A 16,142-nucleotide genomic window follows, 5' to 3' on the forward strand; every position below is an offset into this window, starting at 1 on the left:
ACATAATTGGGCCACGCCACAATAGGATGCATTTAAGGGGGCGTTTCGACCTCACCTTTCGCAACCTTCACTTTGGACCGAAAGCAACCGGTCGCTAAGGACTGCTATCGCCCTAAAACAGACAATACCGTTCAGCATCAGCGGTGGCGCCATCTCCGTCCGCTGCATGCTGTGGTTAGGACTCTCGCCATCGACCCAGTCATTTTGCTAATCCGAGTTCTCCGTCGACAACTCGGCCTGGCGCAAGACGAGCTGCGTTGCTTCCTCGGATAGATCCGGTGGGTAGCCGTACATAACCAGCAATCGACGCACCTTGCGTCGCAGGTCTGCCCGCACGCTCTCCCGCTGGGACCAGTCTAGCCTTGGCATCTTCTTAACCATTTCCGCCAGCTCGCGAGCCATTAAGCGAAGCTGGTCGGACTTCATGACCTCCTTGGCCGAACCGTTCTCTGTCAAGGCATCGTAGAACGCTGTTTCCTCATCGCTCAGCCCGAGGTCTTGCCCATGTTGCTTCGCCTCGCGCACCCACTTCGCCAATTCAATCAATTGCGCGATCATCTGAGCCGTGTTGATCTGCTTGTTCGTGTAATCGAGCATCGCCTTTTCCAGCGCATCGCGGAACTTCTGCGCTTGCACGAGATTAGACCGCTCACTGAACTTGATCTGGTCGGCAAGCAGCTTGCGCAGCGTCTCCAGGGCAAGATTCTTCTGCTCCAGTGCAGACACTCGTTCCAGAAAGTCGTCGCTGAGAATGTCCAACCGTGCAGCGTCGAGCCCGGCGGCGGCGAACAGGTCAATCACCTCGCCCGCATCCACCGCACCACCGATTACCTGCCGCACTGCGGCGTCGATGTCGGCGGAACCATTATTTCTACCCCCTGTCGGTCCTTGCTCGTCGGCGAGCCGCTTGCGAATCATTGCGGCCACACGTTGGAAGAACGCTAGATGCGGGGCGATGTTCCGCGCCTCCTCCCGCGGCACGGCCAGCGCGAAGGCCGTTGCCAGCCGCTTCACCATGCCGCCGAAGCGCTGCCATCCTGTTTCGTCGCCTATGGTGTGTTTCACGTCCAGCACGTGGTCGATCGCACCCAAGTACACACGCAACACCTTCGATGGATCAATTTCTAACGCCGCTGCATAGTTGAAATCGTGGAAGAAGCTGACCAGTTGCTCGAACGCCGATTGCATGGCGGGAATCGCTTCATCCTGCAATTTTTTGACCGGCTTGTCTGTTTCACCGGTCGCGCTTGCATACGTCACCAGCGCGTCGGCTAACGGGTCGGCCAACCCGATCAGGTCGACAATCAACCCACCAGGCTTATCTCCGTATACACGATTCACCCGAGCAATAGCCTGCATCAGACTGTGTCCGGCGAGCGGCTTGTCCAGATACATCGTGTGCGCGCTGGGCACATCGAATCCCGTGAGCCACATGTCCACGACGATCGCCAGTCGGAAATCGTCGGCCGGGTCCTTGAACCTGTCCGCCAATGATTTGCGTTGCGCCTTATTCCGCGCATGCCGCGCCATATGCTCGGGATCGTCCGGGCCGCCGGTCATGATGACCTTTACCATACCCTTCGCTTCATCGACGTCGTGCCACGCTGGGCGTAGCTTACAAATCTCTTCGTACAGCCGTGCAGCAATGTCGCGACTCATGGTCACGAGCATCGCCTTGCCCTCCATCGCCGCGCGGCGCGCTTCCCAATGCTCGACCACAAACTTCGCCACGCGCTCCAGTCGCTCCGGTGCGCCGTACAACTCCTCCAGAGGAATGCGAACGTTCTCCGGCATCTCCTGCCCGTTCTCGTCGCGGGTCGCGTACTGCGCAATACTTTCCTCTGCCTGCTGAACGCCTGCTTCGTCGATCGAAAGCTTCACGATGCGCGACTCGTAGTAGATGGGCACCGTCGCGCCGTCGGCTACTGCCTGCCGGATGTCATACACGTCGGCGTACTCCCCGAACACATTCCGAGTGACGCGATCGCCCGCAGTCAAGGGAGTACCGGTGAAGCCGACGAATGTTGCATTCGGCAGCGCCTCACGCATCCACCGCGCCCCGCCTTCGACAAAGCCGTATTGGCTGCGGTGCGCTTCGTCCGCCATCACGACGACGTTCGCCCGCTCACTGATCGTGCCATGCGCCTCGGTGAACTTGTGGATCGTCGTAAACACTACACCGCCGCTTGCTCGGTCGAGCAAAAGCCGCAGGTGCTCGCGGCTGTCTGCCTGCACAGGGTCTTGCCGCAGCAATGCGCGCCCCATCGCGAAGGTGTCGAAGAGCTGGTCGTCCAGGTCGTTGCGGTCTGTCACGATCACCACCGTCGGGTTGGCCATCTCTGCAGCACGCACCAGCGCGCCCGCCAGCATCAGCATCGTCAGACTCTTGCCGCTGCCCTGCGTGTGCCAGATCACGCCGCCCTTTCCAGCCTCCTCATTGGTACTTCGCTCCGGCGCCTTAATCGCGCCAATTACGCTCGCCCGCGCCTTGCGTACGGCCCGGAACTGGTGATAACCCGCCACCTTCTTGATGATGTTCCCCCGCTCGTCCTCCTCGAACACCACGCAGGAAAGTAAGTAGTCCAACAGCGCGGCGGGGTTCAGCAACTCACGGATCAACGCTTCCAGCGTCGGCTCGCCACCACGAGCAGGTCGCCACGGCGTGAAGCGCTGTCGGCCGCTGGTGATGCTACCTACCCGTGTAAGCAGCCCGTCACTGGTAACCAACAGCATGTTTGGCACGAACAAATCGGGTGCGATGGTCTTATAGCGACCGAGCTGATCGATCGCGACATCCAGCGTCGCCGTCGTGTTGGACGGGTCCTTCAACTCGATCACGACTAGCGGCAAGCCGTTGACGTACAGCACCAAGTCCGGTCGGATGTTTTTGCCGTTTACTCCAGCGACAGTGAGCTGCCGCACGACAAGGAAATCGTTGTTAGTGGGGTTGTCAAAATCGATCAACCGCGCCCGTCCGCCCCGCGTCTCGCCGGTGGCGGCATCCTTGTATTCGACCGGCACACCGCTGGTGAGCAAATCGTGAAAATAACGGTTGTTTTCAATTAATGAAACGAACGGGAGCGATCGCACAGATCGAATCGCGTCGGCGACAACTGTCCCTTGCATCGACTGGTTCAGGCGCTCGATTGCGAAATGCAATCGCTGTTCGATAAATGGGCTAAAAAATCCCTGCCATGAACAATCGGCCGCGACTTCGCTAGCTTCTCCCGCCTTAAAACCATCTCTTAAGAGGGCTTCGACAGCGAACTGCTCCACAGCTGCTTCCGTAAGTACGCCTTTGCTCAATTGCCACCTCCCAATTGCGCGAGCTTACCGCTCTTGTCTAGCAAACCGACGAGTAAAGATAGGATCGAAAGATCCTCGTCTTCCAAATCGTCATACCAAATGGGGAAGACTTTACGCTCGGCGAGCAACTTCTCACGACTCACTCGATAAGCGTCGTCATTCGGAAGTCTAAGGAATGCGTAGTGCCTCGGCGCAGCAGCATCACCTGCCACAACGTCCTTCATCAACGCGACCGTCCGATCAACACCAAGGCTGCACCCCATCCAGAGAAGGACATGAGAGCGGCAGATCAATGCAAGAGATTCCCGCGTTGGTGCGTTTGGGGCATATGCCGTGTCGTATTCCGCTACACCAAGCACTCTGCCTTCTGCATCGCGACAATCACCGTGGATTTTCAATAACAATCGCTTGTTGGAAGTTGTGAGCTTTCGATATTGCTCAATCCGAGGGCCGATGAGGACCTCATCGAAGCGCTGGTCAACAGCCGCGTATGCGTGTTCCAGTACGTCGTCGAGATTTGTGCTGAGCGCGAGTTTGGGAAACAGTGCTGGTAATAGACGGACCGGCCCGTCGAGGCTGCCCGGATCGATCACTCGAAGCGATTGCTCGATCCGCTCATCAAATAAGTGACTCCCGGCTTCTGCCTCGATCCGATCCACGGCCTCTTCATATTGACCGGCGTCGAGCATGATGTTGATGTCTGCCTCAGATACCGCGGTGAAGCTGCGAAGCTGATGAATAAAGTCTCGCCAAAGTGGGAACCCAGATGCCTTTGACATTCCAGATCCGACTGCGGGAATGACGTGATCAGCTCGGAAGGCATCGACAAGTGCGTGGAATCGGCCGCTGTTACCATGCAGCTTAAGAAGTCGGTCAAGCCGTCTCCGGTGGTCGTCTAGCCAAACGTCATTTAGCCACGCGCGAAACTCGGCCTGATACGCCGTGTTGTCAGTTCCAAGAACAGCAACTGGCGTCAGAGGCGTCCCGCCAAAGGGAAATTCGATGTTTCCATCCGCATTGATGCTGGCCGTCAGTTCATCCTCGAAGAGCGCATAAATCGCCTTCATGACGCCGCCTTTGATGTCACGCGCAGAGCTCCGGACAACAGCCGCGGCAGGAGGTAGTCGCGTAGCGCCGCGAGCTTCAACGATTCGGCCTTACCGACTCGAATGCAATTGAACAGCGGAAGAACTAGGTCACCAAAAGCAGCAGCGGTCACCGCGTCTGGAACTGCGACGTGGTAATGGTTCAAGGATGATGCAGCAACTCGCTGCCGGCCACTCGTGCCAGTCATATTCTGAATGGCAAAGTCGCGGAACTCTGGTGTTCGGGCAAGACAATACGCATAGACCCCCGGCAGCGGCGGCTTTGGGCGGAGCACAATGTATTCAGTCGAGCCCCAAGCTACCTCGCCGTCACCCAGGAAATCTACGTAAGCCGTCTTTCCGTTCTCCAAGCAAGGCGTGATGCGGGCTACGAGCGTGTCACCGTTGATGAACCGCATTCCGGAGCCATGTGGCCGTCTCTCCCATGCGTTAGGCGCGTGACCGTCAGTCGGCATATTCTTCATGTCGAGGTACGGGGCGTCTTGTCCCTTTGATAAGCGTCGCGGCGGGTTAATGTCGAACACTTCAGCGAGTGTTCGTACCTCCCATCCCTGCGGTACCGCCCCGTGTGGCGAGTCCGTCAGATGGTTGGGTAGTGCGGTGAAGGCAGTACCGGGCATGCCGGGGAAACTCACATGCCCGGCGGCCTTAGCTTTGACCGGCTCGAAGTCCACGAACCACGCCTTAAACGTCGCCCGTGCTAGCCCCTCCAACGCCCGACCTGTCCGTCGGTTCTGCTCGATCTTGTCATCCAATGCACCGAGGACGGCGGCGATGGCTTCTTGTTCATCGATCTTGGGAAGTGAAAGAGTGAGCTTGCGCAGCTCGCTTTGCTTTATCCCGACAACAGTAGTGCCAGACGCTCGAGATGCAAGCTGCCCCTGCATCTCGTCGGACATCAGAAGGTACTTCAAGTATGTGTTGTCGAGTAGTCCCTTCTTCCCACGGAGAAGGATGAGTCGCTGCGCCAGCGCAATCCGAGAGTCAGAAAGCTGAGCGACTTCCCCGAGCGGAGCTTCGGTAGTAATGACGACATCTCCGACCTGAGGCAAGCCGCGTCGCATCCACTCGTCATACTCGTCAGGATCAATGAACTCGTCTGGCGTCTCAAGACGGCCACCCTTGACGACTTTCGCGGTAATTAACGGCACGCCCGAACTCGTCTTCCGCGGCGTCTTGCCCCGGTAGTCGATGATCGCCGACATGCACTCTTCGAGTGGTAGCGTGGTCATACCTCAGTCCTCCACGCTCGCTAGACATTCGCGCACAAGAGCGGCCAACCGCCCGCCTTCCGACAATTGCTCCTCCAACTCCGCCACTAGCCGCGGGTACTTCTCGGCGAACGGTTCGGCATCGTCGGCCTGATCCTCCGCGCCGACGTAGCGCCCAGGGGTAAGGACGTGGCCATGTTTGGCGATTTCGTCGAGCGTCGCGGGCCTGGCGAAACCGGGGGTCGGATCGAACGCCCAAGGGCCATGCTCGGCCTCGTTCCACCATTCCGGGGCAGGCTCGCCACGCCAACGGCGATAAGCGTAGACGATCCGGCCGACGTCAGACGCGGGCAGCGGGTCGCCCGTGCCCTCGATGCACTCGGCGGCCTCGACCCCTGTTAACACTCTCAGCACACGGGTCTGCATCGTGCCGAACTTGCGTGCGTCGATGAAAAGCGTTTCGCCCGCGCGGCCATTAGGGCGGTTTGGCGTACCGCGGCGGATGTTCCGGCCGGTCTTGTCGCGCGTAAGGAACCAGAGGCACACAGGAATGCCGGTGGTGAAGAAAAGCTGCGCAGGCAGGGCAACGATACAGTCGACGAGGTCTGCTTCGACGATCTTGCGGCGGATCTCGCCCTCGCCACCGGCATTACTCGACAAGCTGCCATTCGCCATCACAAATCCGGCCATGCCGCCGCCCTTACCGTTGGGATAGGCGAGATGGTGGATGAAGTGCTGAATCCAGGCGTAGTTGGCATTGCCAACGGGCGGGTCGCCGTAGGCCCAGCGCTTGTCGCCGCGCAGCAGTTGGCCAGACCAGTCACTCACGTTGAACGGCGGGTTGGCGAGGACGAAGTCGGCCTTGAGGTCAGGGTGCTGGTCGCGCAAGAACGTGTCGGCGGGCTGGTCGCCTAGCTTGGCCTCGATGCCGTGAATGGCGAGGTTCATGTGCGCGAGGCGCCACGTGGTGGGGTTGCTCTCCTGCCCGAAGATCGAGACGTCGGTGCGTCGGCCGCCGTGCGCCTCGACGAACTTTTCCGACTGGACGAACATTCCACCGCTGCCGCAAGCGGGGTCATAGATGCGACCCTCATAAGGCTCTAGCATCTCGACCAGCACACGCACCACGCTGCGCGGCGTATAGAACTCGCCGCCCAGCTTACCCTCTGCGGCAGCAAATTTGCCGAGAAAGTACTCGTAGACGCGGCCAAGCGTGTCGCGGGCCTGGCCGCGACTACCCTTGAAGCCGACGCCGGCGATCAAATCGGTAAGCCCCTTCAACTTGACTGGGTCGATGCCCCGGCGGGCGTAATCGCGGGGGAGCTTGCCTTTAAGATTTGGATTGTCACGTTCAACGGCGAGGATCGCATCGTCGATCAGCGTGGCGATATCGGGTCGCGTCGCCTGACTCTGCAGGTTCGACCAGCGCGCTTCGGGCGGCACCCAGAACACGCGCTCCGCAGTGTATTCATCGCGCGATTCAAGCAGGCGTTCGAGCTGCTCGCCCTTGATACCGTCGTTCGTCAGTTCTGATCGTAGTTCGTCGCGACGGTTCTCGAAACTATCCGAGATGTACTTGAGGAACAGCAAGCCCAGTACGATGTGCTTGTATTCAGCTGCATCGACCTGTCCGCGTAGGGAGTCAGCAGCCTTCCAGAGCGTATCTGCGTAGTTCAGGTCGCTGGTGTTTGCTTCAGTACTCGCCATCAGTGCTCCGTTTTGGTTTCTTTCATAGTGCCGCGTCCGCTCAACTTTCTTGAGCGCTGGCCGGAAAATTTAATGTTTAGCTAAGGGATGACCAAAGCGCAGCTTGTGGACGCTTGGAGTGAGCAAAGCGATCAACTTAAGCCAATGGATTGCCCAGCCAAACGATGGAAATTGAATTAGCGGCGAGCATAACCTGCGGAGCGCTGCCTGTCATTTTGGCTGGTCCGATCAGTCAAACCCGACCCGTTTTGATTTGCTCCCCTGCGATTAGCTGGTCAGATGAGGGCACTACGCGCCAGTTTTCATTAAAAATGGCAAGGTGATGCTAGTTCTGGTATCTGAACCGGGGTCGACACACCAAATATAAAACAATACACAACCTTCAACCTTCGCCCACGCCATCAACTTTGTGCCTGGAGTTGCAATGTCCGTCCCTACATACGACCAGTTCATTGAGCCAATACTGCGCTACCTTGCAGCTACACCTGAAGGAGCGACAGCTCGTGACGTCCATGAAGCTGCTGCTGGGGCGTTAGACCTGTCGGAAGCACAACGGCAAGAGCTGATTGCGAGCGGCCAGGCAACATATAAGAACCGTGCAGGCTGGGCCCATGACCGCCTCAAACGCGCCGGCCTTTCCACCAGCGCTAAACGCGGTTATTGGAAGCTAACTGATACAGGTATCAGCTATGCCGCGCAGCATCCCTATCCCCTTACTGCAGATAAGGTGGAACAGCTCGCCATCGGCTTTATGGATGTAAAGCTCAAAGGCGCCCCCGACGCCATCCCGCTCGACGGACAAGAGCTGGTTGATCAGACAGCAAGCTCAGCCACTGTCAGCCCAGATGACCGGCTGGAGCAGGCCCTGCGCGAGCTACGTGAGGCGACTGCCGTCAACTTACTGGACAGCCTTTTGCAAGTCAGCCCTAACCGCTTCGAAGTCATAGTGCTGGATGTATTGCACAGCCTAGGCTACGGCGCTAGCCGCAACGACTTGCAGCGTGTGGGCGGCAGCGGAGATGGCGGATCGATGGGGTGATCTCGCTCGACAAACTCGGACTGGAAAAGGTCTACGTCCAAGCCAAACGCTGGCAAGGCACTGTTGGCCGGCCCGATCTGCAAGCCTTCTATGGCGCACTTGCCGGGCAAAAGGCCAAGCGTGGAGTATTTATTACCACCTCTGGATTCACTGCCCAAGGTATCGAATTTGCCCGTTCGGTGGAGGGTATGGTGCTGGTTGATGGAAATCGGCTTGTTAACCTGATGATGGATCACGAAGTCGGAGTAACGTTGCGGCTGCTCAAGTTGCCGAAACTGGATAGCGACTACTTCGATGAGGAATGAGGCTACCGAATTGGTCCTAGGCTTCAGCTGTGTGTCCATCATCGGTAGCGGGTTAAGTGCTCGCACCGTGAGCGTCCGCTAATGGCTGATCGCTGCCGTCGCTACTTCGACGTGCAGCGGACAATCCAGGTGAAACGGCGTCAGCATCAAATCAACTGGATGGTGATCGCCCACCCCCAATTGGCTATGCCCTAGACAGGTCGCTTGGTGATGGTCTACGCGCGCGTACGCGCGTACTGCTACAAAAATCATCAAAGTTTACACAGTCAATGGCCTACGAAAATCATCCATCCGACTCAAATACGCTTAGGGACAGCCGAAGCACGGTTCTGAAACCGAACCATGTCACGCTCCAGCTTCTCTTCGATAGCCAGACGCACGAACTCCGAACGGTTGCCCTTAGCCGGATGCCCGCCGCCAAGTGGATAACCAATAAGCTCATCAATGATTTCCACGGTATCGCCCTCAACGGACACAATCAGGCGGATTTTGGGCTGATTCTTGAAGAGGCGGTTTTTGCTCATCGCTTATTCCTCGGTCTTAACTTTTCACATCCCCCACGGCCGCATAATCCGAAAATCAGGCGGTATCTTGGGTGGGTTTTACTTTGCGCCGTTGCGCCGATGGTGTTCCGCGCTGCGCCGTTGATGATTGGCGCACTGCCGCAAGCATCCCCATGCGCTGCGCCGATGCGCTAAGGGGGTTATAGGGGGTGGCGCGGCGCACTTTAAACACTCGAAACTGGCACATTTTCGAGCGGAACTGCGGGCGTCTCTGGCAGTTCGACCAGCTCAAAGAGCTCGCGAATTTTACGGTGAGGGGTCTTGTATTTGATGCGCCGTACACGCCCGATGCGGATCAACGAAGTAATGGCAAGTGCGGCGCGCTTACCTCCTGGTTTGCCCCGGAAGACCCGGTTGTATTCTGGCAGTGATTCCAGCGCCTTCATTGCCGAGTGCGCGCCGGGGGTCAGAATGGCCGGCACTTTGATACCTGCGTCATTTGCTGCCATAAAGACGCGAATGATTTCGGCGAGATCGAAGTTCTCAGTCGTCAGACCCTCTGCTTGAGAACCAGCCTCAGGCACGGGAACCCCATCCACGAAGATGAAGGACAGAGGCTCAGCCCGCGCGCTAAGGTTGGCCTTCTCATGTACGAGAAGAATGCGCCCATCCTGCTCCATCAGCGCCAAACGCGAGCGAGCGCTGTTGTGCCAGGCAGTCGAACCGCTGTAGTTGTTGCCGCGTGCGCCATCCTTGGCAGCGCTCTTATCGATATGCGCCAGCAGAACCACAGCAGCATTGTGTTTGCGGGCAATGTCAGCCAAGCCACGCACAAAAGCACGTACCATACGGCGGCTGTTTTCGTTCGCATCGAACGCATCAGAAGCGTTGTCGATCACGATCAACCCCGTACCATAAGCCCCCGCTTCAAGCTCCCGATATGCCTGGGTGAAAACGGGTTGCGCGCTGAAGCCATCGCCCTCTGTCATAAGAGCGGTGATGGTTTGCGTGCCGTCCAACAGGCGAAGGGAGGCAAGCACGCGCTCTGCGGGCAGCCCGTATGCCTCAATGATACTGCGCAAGCGCAGACGCACGATGCTGGCTTCATCCTCCAAGCTTACGAACAGCACGGGGGATTGTTCGACTTCCTGACCTGCGAAGGGAAAACCGCATGCAACATGCGCGCTGATAGCCAATGCGAGGCTCGACTTACCGATACCGCCATGCCCCCCGAACAGAGTCACATGACGGCGAGGCATCAACGGTTTCACGGCATAGCGCACAACATCCGGGCTGGCGCTCATAACGTCGTCCAACTTCACCTCCAGCAACGCAAGGCGTGGCGGTGTTGCGACGCTCCCCAGCTCTACGAGCTGATGATCCAACTGGTAGACTCGCTCGCGTGCCAGTGCCAGCCGTGCGGTGCTCTCTTCACTCAAGGCGCCGGCCTCAGCCTCTGCCTTTGCAATCTCGATAATCAAGCGCTCAGAATCGCGTTCGTGTTCCAGCTTGATGCGCCGGAACTCCCGGCGCTGGTCTTGGCTCATGTTCTCAGGGAACAGGTCTCGCATCTCCAAGCCAACCGCGCCCAGTACGTCACGGGGATCGCAGCCGGCAAAGCAGTGAACCAGTGCGCGGCCATCCCCGGCCCGCGACAGGCTCAGGGATGGAGACTTGTCTTGATGTGCGGGGCATACAGCCATGAAGCTGTCGCCGTGTTGCTTGACACCTTTCATACGCGAAACCACCACGCTGAGTGGTTCACCGTGGTTGTGGATGGCGGTTTTGTTCATGCTGCCTCCATGATCAGCCGATACAGAAGTGCTACAAACGTCAGCAGCACAGGCAGGCGGAGGGCGCACTCAAGGACCGACAAGGCGCGGATGAGGGTGATAAACTGGCCACGCGACGGGCTGCTCTGCTGGTATGGGGGGCGGCTCTTTTTCATTTAGAGCACCTCGCCAATGTAAACGCCACCAGCCTTCAGGCTACCGAAGCAGCCCGTAACGCTGGGTTCGGCATACAGCAGATACCAGCCGCCCAGGCTGCCAGGCTTATCACCGGGGACGTGGAAGCGATGGATTTTGCCATCAAGAATTGGAAGGCAATCAAGTGGGCCAAAGACGGCTTGCAGATCAGCAAGAAACATCAGGGAGTGATCGTTTTTCATTACGAACGGCCCTCCATACGATCATTTACCCACTGCTCGATTTCGTCGCTTGGCCAGCCCACAGCACGCGCACCGATGCGGCGAGCCTTGGGGAACTTCCCCTCGCTCATCAATTGGTAAATCCATGCGCGGCCGAAACCAGTAGAAGCTTTAACTTCTGGCAACCGCATGATGCGGCGGTTTTGTGGGGTGGTAGACATAGCCAAATCTCCTTTGCGCTCACTAGCGCTTGGTGGAATGGCTATGGAAGATAAAGGCCGAAATTGTCGTCACCGGCTACGACAATTTGGGATATTTTCAGCGTGGCTTCTTTTTGCTGTATGCCTTGGATAACCCATGCTCTCGTAAAGCACGCCTTACTATGGTTTCACTTTTCTGAGATCGAGCGGCAATGCTGGAAACTATGCTTTTTTTGTCTGGGCTCTCGCTGTAGCCTGCGGTGCGAGCAGCTTCTGCTATACGCTTGCTGTCCCAATTGGAGCCATCTTCACTTGGTCGTTTTGAACCTTTGACATGCTTAGCGATTCTGCTTTGCTGTTCCGACAAAATGACGTCCCTGTACTCCTCTAAAACAAGAGAAACCAAGCCTGACGTGAAATGCTGTCGTGTCGATTGAAGGTAATCTTGGATTCTTGAGTCAGCTAGATTCATACGTGCTAAATAAGGACGAGCAGCTTCTTCAAACGACGTCAGCCCCCATTTCAGGGGCTGAACTTTGTACTCCTCAAGAAATGACCGACAAGCTTTTATTGCCATGTCGGATTCATTTTCAAGGTAAGGCGGAACATCCGGCAAAGCTGACATTTTTTCACGCGTCGGCCGAGCTTTCTCCATGTGTGAGTGCTTTGTCATCTAAAAGCTCCTGGCGCTCAAGCGCGCTTGAAAATCAGCGGATGTGACGATGGGCGCAGCAGGATTTGTAATGAACTTCGCCCAATCGGCCATCAGCGTCCGACGCTTCTCGATGAAATCAGATCGCGAATACGCGCTTTCTGTCTGATCACGCTCATCGTGGGCAAGAGCCAACTCACAGACTTCACGTGGATATTGAGTGCATTCGCCTGACCAATCCCGAAAGGAACTGCGAAAACCGTGGCGGGTAATGTTGTCATGCCCCAGACCGTGCAGGAGAGTACGTATCGCGTTTGCATGCATAACGCCGCTCTTACCCTGACCTGCGAATAGATACGGACTGCCTTCAACTCGTGGCAAGGTCTGGAGCAATTCGACAACTTCTGGTGCCAAAGGAATATCGAAGGCTTGCCGCATTTTCATGCGCTCGGCAGGCAACGACCACACACCGGTCGTTAGGTCGAATTCGTTCCAAGCAGCAAAGCGAATCATTTGCGAGCGTGCGCCTGTCAGGATCAGCAAACGGGCCGCAAACGCGTCACGGACATCACTCTGTTTTAATTTGAACATCAGAGCCGGCACGTCTTTCCATTTCATCGCCGAGAAGTGTTGACGTTTCCTCGCCTTTTTCTTTTCGGCCTTGCTCAGCAGGTTATCCAGGTGCCCACGCCAACGTGCTGGATTCTCGCCGACGCGCAACCCCCGAGCCCTGGCGGCGTCTAACACTTGCTCAACTTGCCCTCGCACTTCGTCTGCGGTACGGGTTTTTAATGCCCAGATGGGTTGAAGCACCTTGAGTACATGCTCCAGGTCGACTGCGCCGACAGGGAGGTCGCCAATCACTGGGAACGCGTATAGTTCAAGCTTACGTAGCCAACCCTTCCGCCACTTGGGCGACCAGCCCGCACCATGGGCGTCTCTATACTCGACAGCGACCATTTCAAAGGTGCGCTTCTTAGCCTCCAGTTGGCGTAGGACATCCTGTTGACGGGCGCGTTCTTCGTCACGGACCGCGAGCGGATCAACGCCTGATTTGCTTAGTTTTCGCGCGTCTGCGGCCTTTTGGCGCGCATCCGCAAGGGTAGTCTCCGGATATCGTCCTAACCCCATCGTGCGAGCCTTTCCAGCGATTTTGAAGCGGAATACCCAACTGGTTCCTCCAGTCCGACTTATCTGGAAGTACAGCCCCTCGCCATCACCAGTCAGTCCCGGCGCCGCCGCCTTCACAAGGCTATCTATAGTTTTTACCGTCAGCTTTGGCATTCCGCCTCCCTACACGCTACCGACCCACACCCTGACCCACACTTATATCACTGGCTATCGACTGATATTAGTGGAGCTCACTGGAGCGATGATAGCCTGCAACTCCCATGTTTTCTATGCAAAACTGGAAATCGGCAGAAGTACGTAGAAGCTATAAATGCCGGCCACAAGCCGGCTTTTTAATGCCTGCAGAAAAGTGAATTGTGCAGCAAGCTGCTGCACAAATTGCCAGTCGCCAGCGTCACGGATAACTAAACCCCTTAACCAACGTCAACTCCCCCACCGCCCGCATCGGCACCAGGAACGTCTCCATCTTCTCATTCGGCGTCCCTTCCTCCGTAATCACCGTCACCTGCGCCGTCGTCAGCGGCTGAACCGCCTCCTCCTGCCCTTCCTCATCACTCCGATACCCACCCCCGAAGTAATTCACATACACCAGATACTGCCCCTTGATCGGCGCCGGCATGGCAAAGATTTCCGGGCCATACCCCGTCGTCACGTCGACATCCAGCGCCGCGCCATTGGGCGCAACCCGATCGCCGTACCAGATATGCGCACCGTCGGGCGTGATGAGGTGCAAGTCCAGATCCGTGCCATCGCTATCCCAGGCCAACAGCACCCGCAATTTAGCCGGTGTGGCGCCGCCACTGGCATTGAGAAACTGCGTCCGATGCCGTTGCTGCCCATCCGGGCTGCGGACTTCAACGCTATTACTGCCATTGGGAAACGAGAACGGTCGATCAAAGCGTCCAGCCGGGTCAATCTTCAGCGGCATGCTGACGCCGTTGACGATCAACCGTCCCGGTTCTCCGGACTTGGGCGCGGCTTTGATCTGCCCCGTGATACGCGCCGTATTGGCCTGGCCCACCGGCGTATTCACCGATGAGGCCGGGTAGTTAACGGTCTGACGAAAGCTTTCACCTTCACCTTCGGACGCGCCGGTGCGCCAGCCGCCAACGGGCGTATCAAGTTTCACGCCGCTCTCAGCCGCAAACACCGTCGGCAATACGCAAAAAGTACAAAGGAACAGGAAGACCTGTGGATAACGGAGTTTCATGGCCTATTCCAGCAAGAGGTGGCGGGCGAGCCCTTCGATGTAGGTTTCATCCTGGCCGTTGGGGTGTGCTTCGAAGGCCAGGTGCAGGTATTCGTGGGTCAGGTCGAGGCGATCCTGCAGCGACAGCACGCCGCGCACGTAGATGCGCTGGCGTTCGCGGTCGACATAGGGGCGGCCGAAGGCCAGGCGGCAGACGGCGAAGGTGCTGACGTCGTTGTAGCCGACCTCGCTTTCCAACCGTGGACGCCAACCGCGGCGTTGCTTTTGTAGCCAGTCTTGCGCGGCGGGCAGTGATTCGCAGGAAGCGACGGGGTTGTCCCAGCGGCTGAGGCTCGCGCGCGGGTAAGCGTGCAGCAGGATGGCGTCGTAGCGTTGGCCGGCGTTGGCTTGTTCGACGGCTTGCTGCCATGAGAGTTTGTCCGGGCCGGTTTGGTCGGAGTGGTAGGTGACGGTGCTGCCGGCGAGAACCAGGTCGCTGGTCCAGGCGGCGATGTTGCGTGATTCGGGGGTGGCCGGGCGGGGGGCGACGCGTTGTCGGCTGCTGCTGTCGTCAATGCTCAGGCAATCGCCGTTGCGGGTGGCGTTTTGCAGCAGGTAGGTTCTTATCGCAATGGCCAGTGCTTTAGCGGCTTCAGCAGGTTCGGGTTTGGCTTCGCGCTGGAGGACGCGGGCGACGTATTCTTCACGGTCCAGCCGGGCGACGAGCTTGTCCTTCAACAGAAACAGTTCACCATCGCTGTGGATATCCAGCTGATTGCCATTGGCGAATTCAACGCGATAGTCGCCCTGCAGAGGCCCGGAAGAAACAACGCGATCCCCCGCAAGAACGCGCCCGATCGGATAGCGTGAAAACAGACCGACTTCAACGCAACGTCCCACATCCACGGGCCAATCCACGGGCAACACCGAAGCCAACGCAGCCCCGTAATGACGAAGCACCATCTGACTGGTCCCGCGCCCACCCGCCCAGATCGGTGTTCCATCCGTCGTCCAACCGGCAAACCCGCCCTGACGCGACGAAGGATCCTGATCGCCCAACCAGCTCCAGGTTTTCACTCGCAATCGACCGCCGAGTTCGCCGACGACGTTGCCGTCAGCCGCATTGAGCACCACATCGAGCAACACCCGTCGCGCCTGATCCTGCGCCGGCATCACGGCAAGCACCTTCAGCAATTCCGCCACTGACACCCGCGTAGAAGGCTGCAACGAGGGCAAGTTCAGCAACCACTCCGGTGCCTGCCGCGCCTGCCAATACTCCCTCCAGCCAGCATCAGAAATACCCAATCGCGCAGGCTCAAAGTACAAACCGCACGACTTCACCAACGCCTGATCGCGCTCAATTTTTCCGCCCGCGGTGCAGCAATAAACTTCTTCTTTCGACTGCCCGCGACACTCATACGCCGGCTCACGAGCGCCGGTATCCACCAGCCAGCCGTACACAAACAATTTCCAGAGACTGCCCAACGGCGCCTGCAAATCAGCGGGCAACGGCTCGCGGAAAATCACCTGAGTCGGGCTCAACGAAATCAATTCACCCTTGAAGCCCAGTCGCAGCGGCTCGTCCTGCGCTGTTGCCAGCGCAGGAATCAAACACAGCAGCCACCAGACCAGCGGTCGGGTCAT

At 57.9% G+C, this 16,142-nt stretch carries 14 protein-coding genes; 2 read left to right on the top strand and 12 right to left on the bottom strand.

What is annotated here, in order from left to right:
- Positions 1–207: 207 nt before the first annotated feature.
- The 4 genes from ACA070_RS27340 to ACA070_RS27355 are packed head-to-tail and all read right to left on the bottom strand — an operon-like array spanning position 208 to position 7,330.
- Positions 208–3,306: a type I restriction endonuclease subunit R gene (locus tag ACA070_RS27340; protein ID WP_497449068.1), complete on the bottom strand. Its 3,099-nt coding sequence runs from the start codon at positions 3,304–3,306 to the stop codon at positions 208–210.
- Complete coding sequence (locus ACA070_RS27345) at positions 3,303–4,373, bottom strand: SIR2 family NAD-dependent protein deacylase (protein ID WP_497449069.1); 1,071 nt, start codon at positions 4,371–4,373, stop codon at positions 3,303–3,305. Before ACA070_RS27345 ends, ACA070_RS27340 begins: the two co-directional genes overlap by 4 nt.
- Complete coding sequence (locus ACA070_RS27350; RefSeq protein WP_497449070.1) at positions 4,370–5,644, bottom strand: restriction endonuclease subunit S; 1,275 nt, start codon at positions 5,642–5,644, stop codon at positions 4,370–4,372. The genes ACA070_RS27345 and ACA070_RS27350 overlap by 4 nt, the downstream gene beginning before the upstream one ends.
- 3 nt (positions 5,645–5,647) lie before the next feature.
- Positions 5,648–7,330, bottom strand: a complete 1,683-nt coding sequence (locus tag ACA070_RS27355; RefSeq protein WP_497449071.1) for a type I restriction-modification system subunit M — start codon at positions 7,328–7,330, stop codon at positions 5,648–5,650.
- A 424-nt stretch (positions 7,331–7,754) separates the two neighbouring features.
- Here ACA070_RS27355 and ACA070_RS27360 point away from each other — a divergent pair, with 424 nt between their 5' ends.
- Positions 7,755–8,369, top strand: coding sequence for a winged helix-turn-helix domain-containing protein (locus ACA070_RS27360; protein ID WP_497449072.1), 615 nt, complete (start codon positions 7,755–7,757; stop codon positions 8,367–8,369).
- Positions 8,366–8,674: a restriction endonuclease gene (locus ACA070_RS27365; RefSeq protein ID WP_497449073.1), complete on the top strand. Its 309-nt coding sequence runs from the start codon at positions 8,366–8,368 to the stop codon at positions 8,672–8,674. Before ACA070_RS27360 ends, ACA070_RS27365 begins: the two co-directional genes overlap by 4 nt.
- Before the next feature lie 296 nt (positions 8,675–8,970).
- On the opposite strand, the gene ACA070_RS27370 is transcribed toward ACA070_RS27365, so the two are convergent.
- The 8 genes from ACA070_RS27370 to ACA070_RS27405 all read right to left on the bottom strand — a co-directional run bounded on the left by ACA070_RS27370 (position 8,971) and on the right by ACA070_RS27405 (position 16,142).
- Entirely contained in the window at positions 8,971–9,198 is a 228-nt protein-coding gene (locus ACA070_RS27370) for a ribbon-helix-helix domain-containing protein (protein WP_497449074.1), read from the bottom strand.
- 203 nt (positions 9,199–9,401) lie between these two features.
- A complete protein-coding gene (locus ACA070_RS27375) occupies positions 9,402–10,970 on the bottom strand; it encodes an AAA family ATPase (RefSeq protein WP_497449075.1) in 1,569 nt (522 codons plus the stop codon).
- Between the two features lie 155 nt (positions 10,971–11,125).
- Entirely contained in the window at positions 11,126–11,347 is a 222-nt protein-coding gene (locus ACA070_RS27380; protein ID WP_497449076.1) for a hypothetical protein, read from the bottom strand.
- Complete coding sequence (locus ACA070_RS27385; protein ID WP_497449077.1) at positions 11,347–11,547, bottom strand: helix-turn-helix transcriptional regulator; 201 nt, start codon at positions 11,545–11,547, stop codon at positions 11,347–11,349. The genes ACA070_RS27380 and ACA070_RS27385 overlap by 1 nt, the downstream gene beginning before the upstream one ends.
- 97 nt (positions 11,548–11,644) lie before the next feature.
- Positions 11,645–12,199, bottom strand: coding sequence for a hypothetical protein (locus tag ACA070_RS27390; protein ID WP_497449078.1), 555 nt, complete (start codon positions 12,197–12,199; stop codon positions 11,645–11,647).
- On the bottom strand, positions 12,200–13,462 hold the full coding sequence (locus tag ACA070_RS27395) for a tyrosine-type recombinase/integrase (protein ID WP_497449079.1): 1,263 nt from the start codon (positions 13,460–13,462) through the stop codon (positions 12,200–12,202).
- Between the two features lie 241 nt (positions 13,463–13,703).
- Positions 13,704–14,519 carry a YfaP family protein gene (locus ACA070_RS27400; protein WP_497449080.1) on the bottom strand — a complete coding sequence of 272 codons (816 nt, stop codon included), beginning with the start codon at positions 14,517–14,519 and terminating at the stop codon, positions 13,704–13,706.
- A 3-nt stretch (positions 14,520–14,522) separates the two neighbouring features.
- Complete coding sequence (locus tag ACA070_RS27405; protein ID WP_497449081.1) at positions 14,523–16,142, bottom strand: DUF2300 domain-containing protein; 1,620 nt, start codon at positions 16,140–16,142, stop codon at positions 14,523–14,525.

It is taken from the genome of Pseudomonas sp. LBUM1678 (assembly GCF_059695575.1).

Bases quoted from the DNA above. Each gene is read 5' to 3' on its own strand.
- ACA070_RS27345 (WP_497449069.1), bottom strand. From the start codon at position 4,373: ATGAAGGCGATTTATGCGCTCTTCGAGGATGAACTGACGGCCAGCATC.
- ACA070_RS27350 (WP_497449070.1), bottom strand. From the start codon at position 5,644: ATGACCACGCTACCACTCGAAGAGTGCATGTCGGCGATCATCGACTAC.
- ACA070_RS27355 (WP_497449071.1), bottom strand. From the start codon at position 7,330: ATGGCGAGTACTGAAGCAAACACCAGCGACCTGAACTACGCAGATACG.
- ACA070_RS27360 (WP_497449072.1), top strand. From the start codon at position 7,755: ATGTCCGTCCCTACATACGACCAGTTCATTGAGCCAATACTGCGCTAC.
- ACA070_RS27370 (WP_497449074.1), bottom strand. From the start codon at position 9,198: ATGAGCAAAAACCGCCTCTTCAAGAATCAGCCCAAAATCCGCCTGATT.
- ACA070_RS27375 (WP_497449075.1), bottom strand. From the start codon at position 10,970: ATGAACAAAACCGCCATCCACAACCACGGTGAACCACTCAGCGTGGTG.
- ACA070_RS27380 (WP_497449076.1), bottom strand. From the start codon at position 11,347: ATGAAAAACGATCACTCCCTGATGTTTCTTGCTGATCTGCAAGCCGTC.
- ACA070_RS27385 (WP_497449077.1), bottom strand. From the start codon at position 11,547: ATGTCTACCACCCCACAAAACCGCCGCATCATGCGGTTGCCAGAAGTT.
- ACA070_RS27390 (WP_497449078.1), bottom strand. From the start codon at position 12,199: ATGACAAAGCACTCACACATGGAGAAAGCTCGGCCGACGCGTGAAAAA.
- ACA070_RS27395 (WP_497449079.1), bottom strand. From the start codon at position 13,462: ATGCCAAAGCTGACGGTAAAAACTATAGATAGCCTTGTGAAGGCGGCG.
- ACA070_RS27400 (WP_497449080.1), bottom strand. From the start codon at position 14,519: ATGAAACTCCGTTATCCACAGGTCTTCCTGTTCCTTTGTACTTTTTGC.
- ACA070_RS27405 (WP_497449081.1), bottom strand. From the start codon at position 16,142: ATGACCCGACCGCTGGTCTGGTGGCTGCTGTGTTTGATTCCTGCGCTG.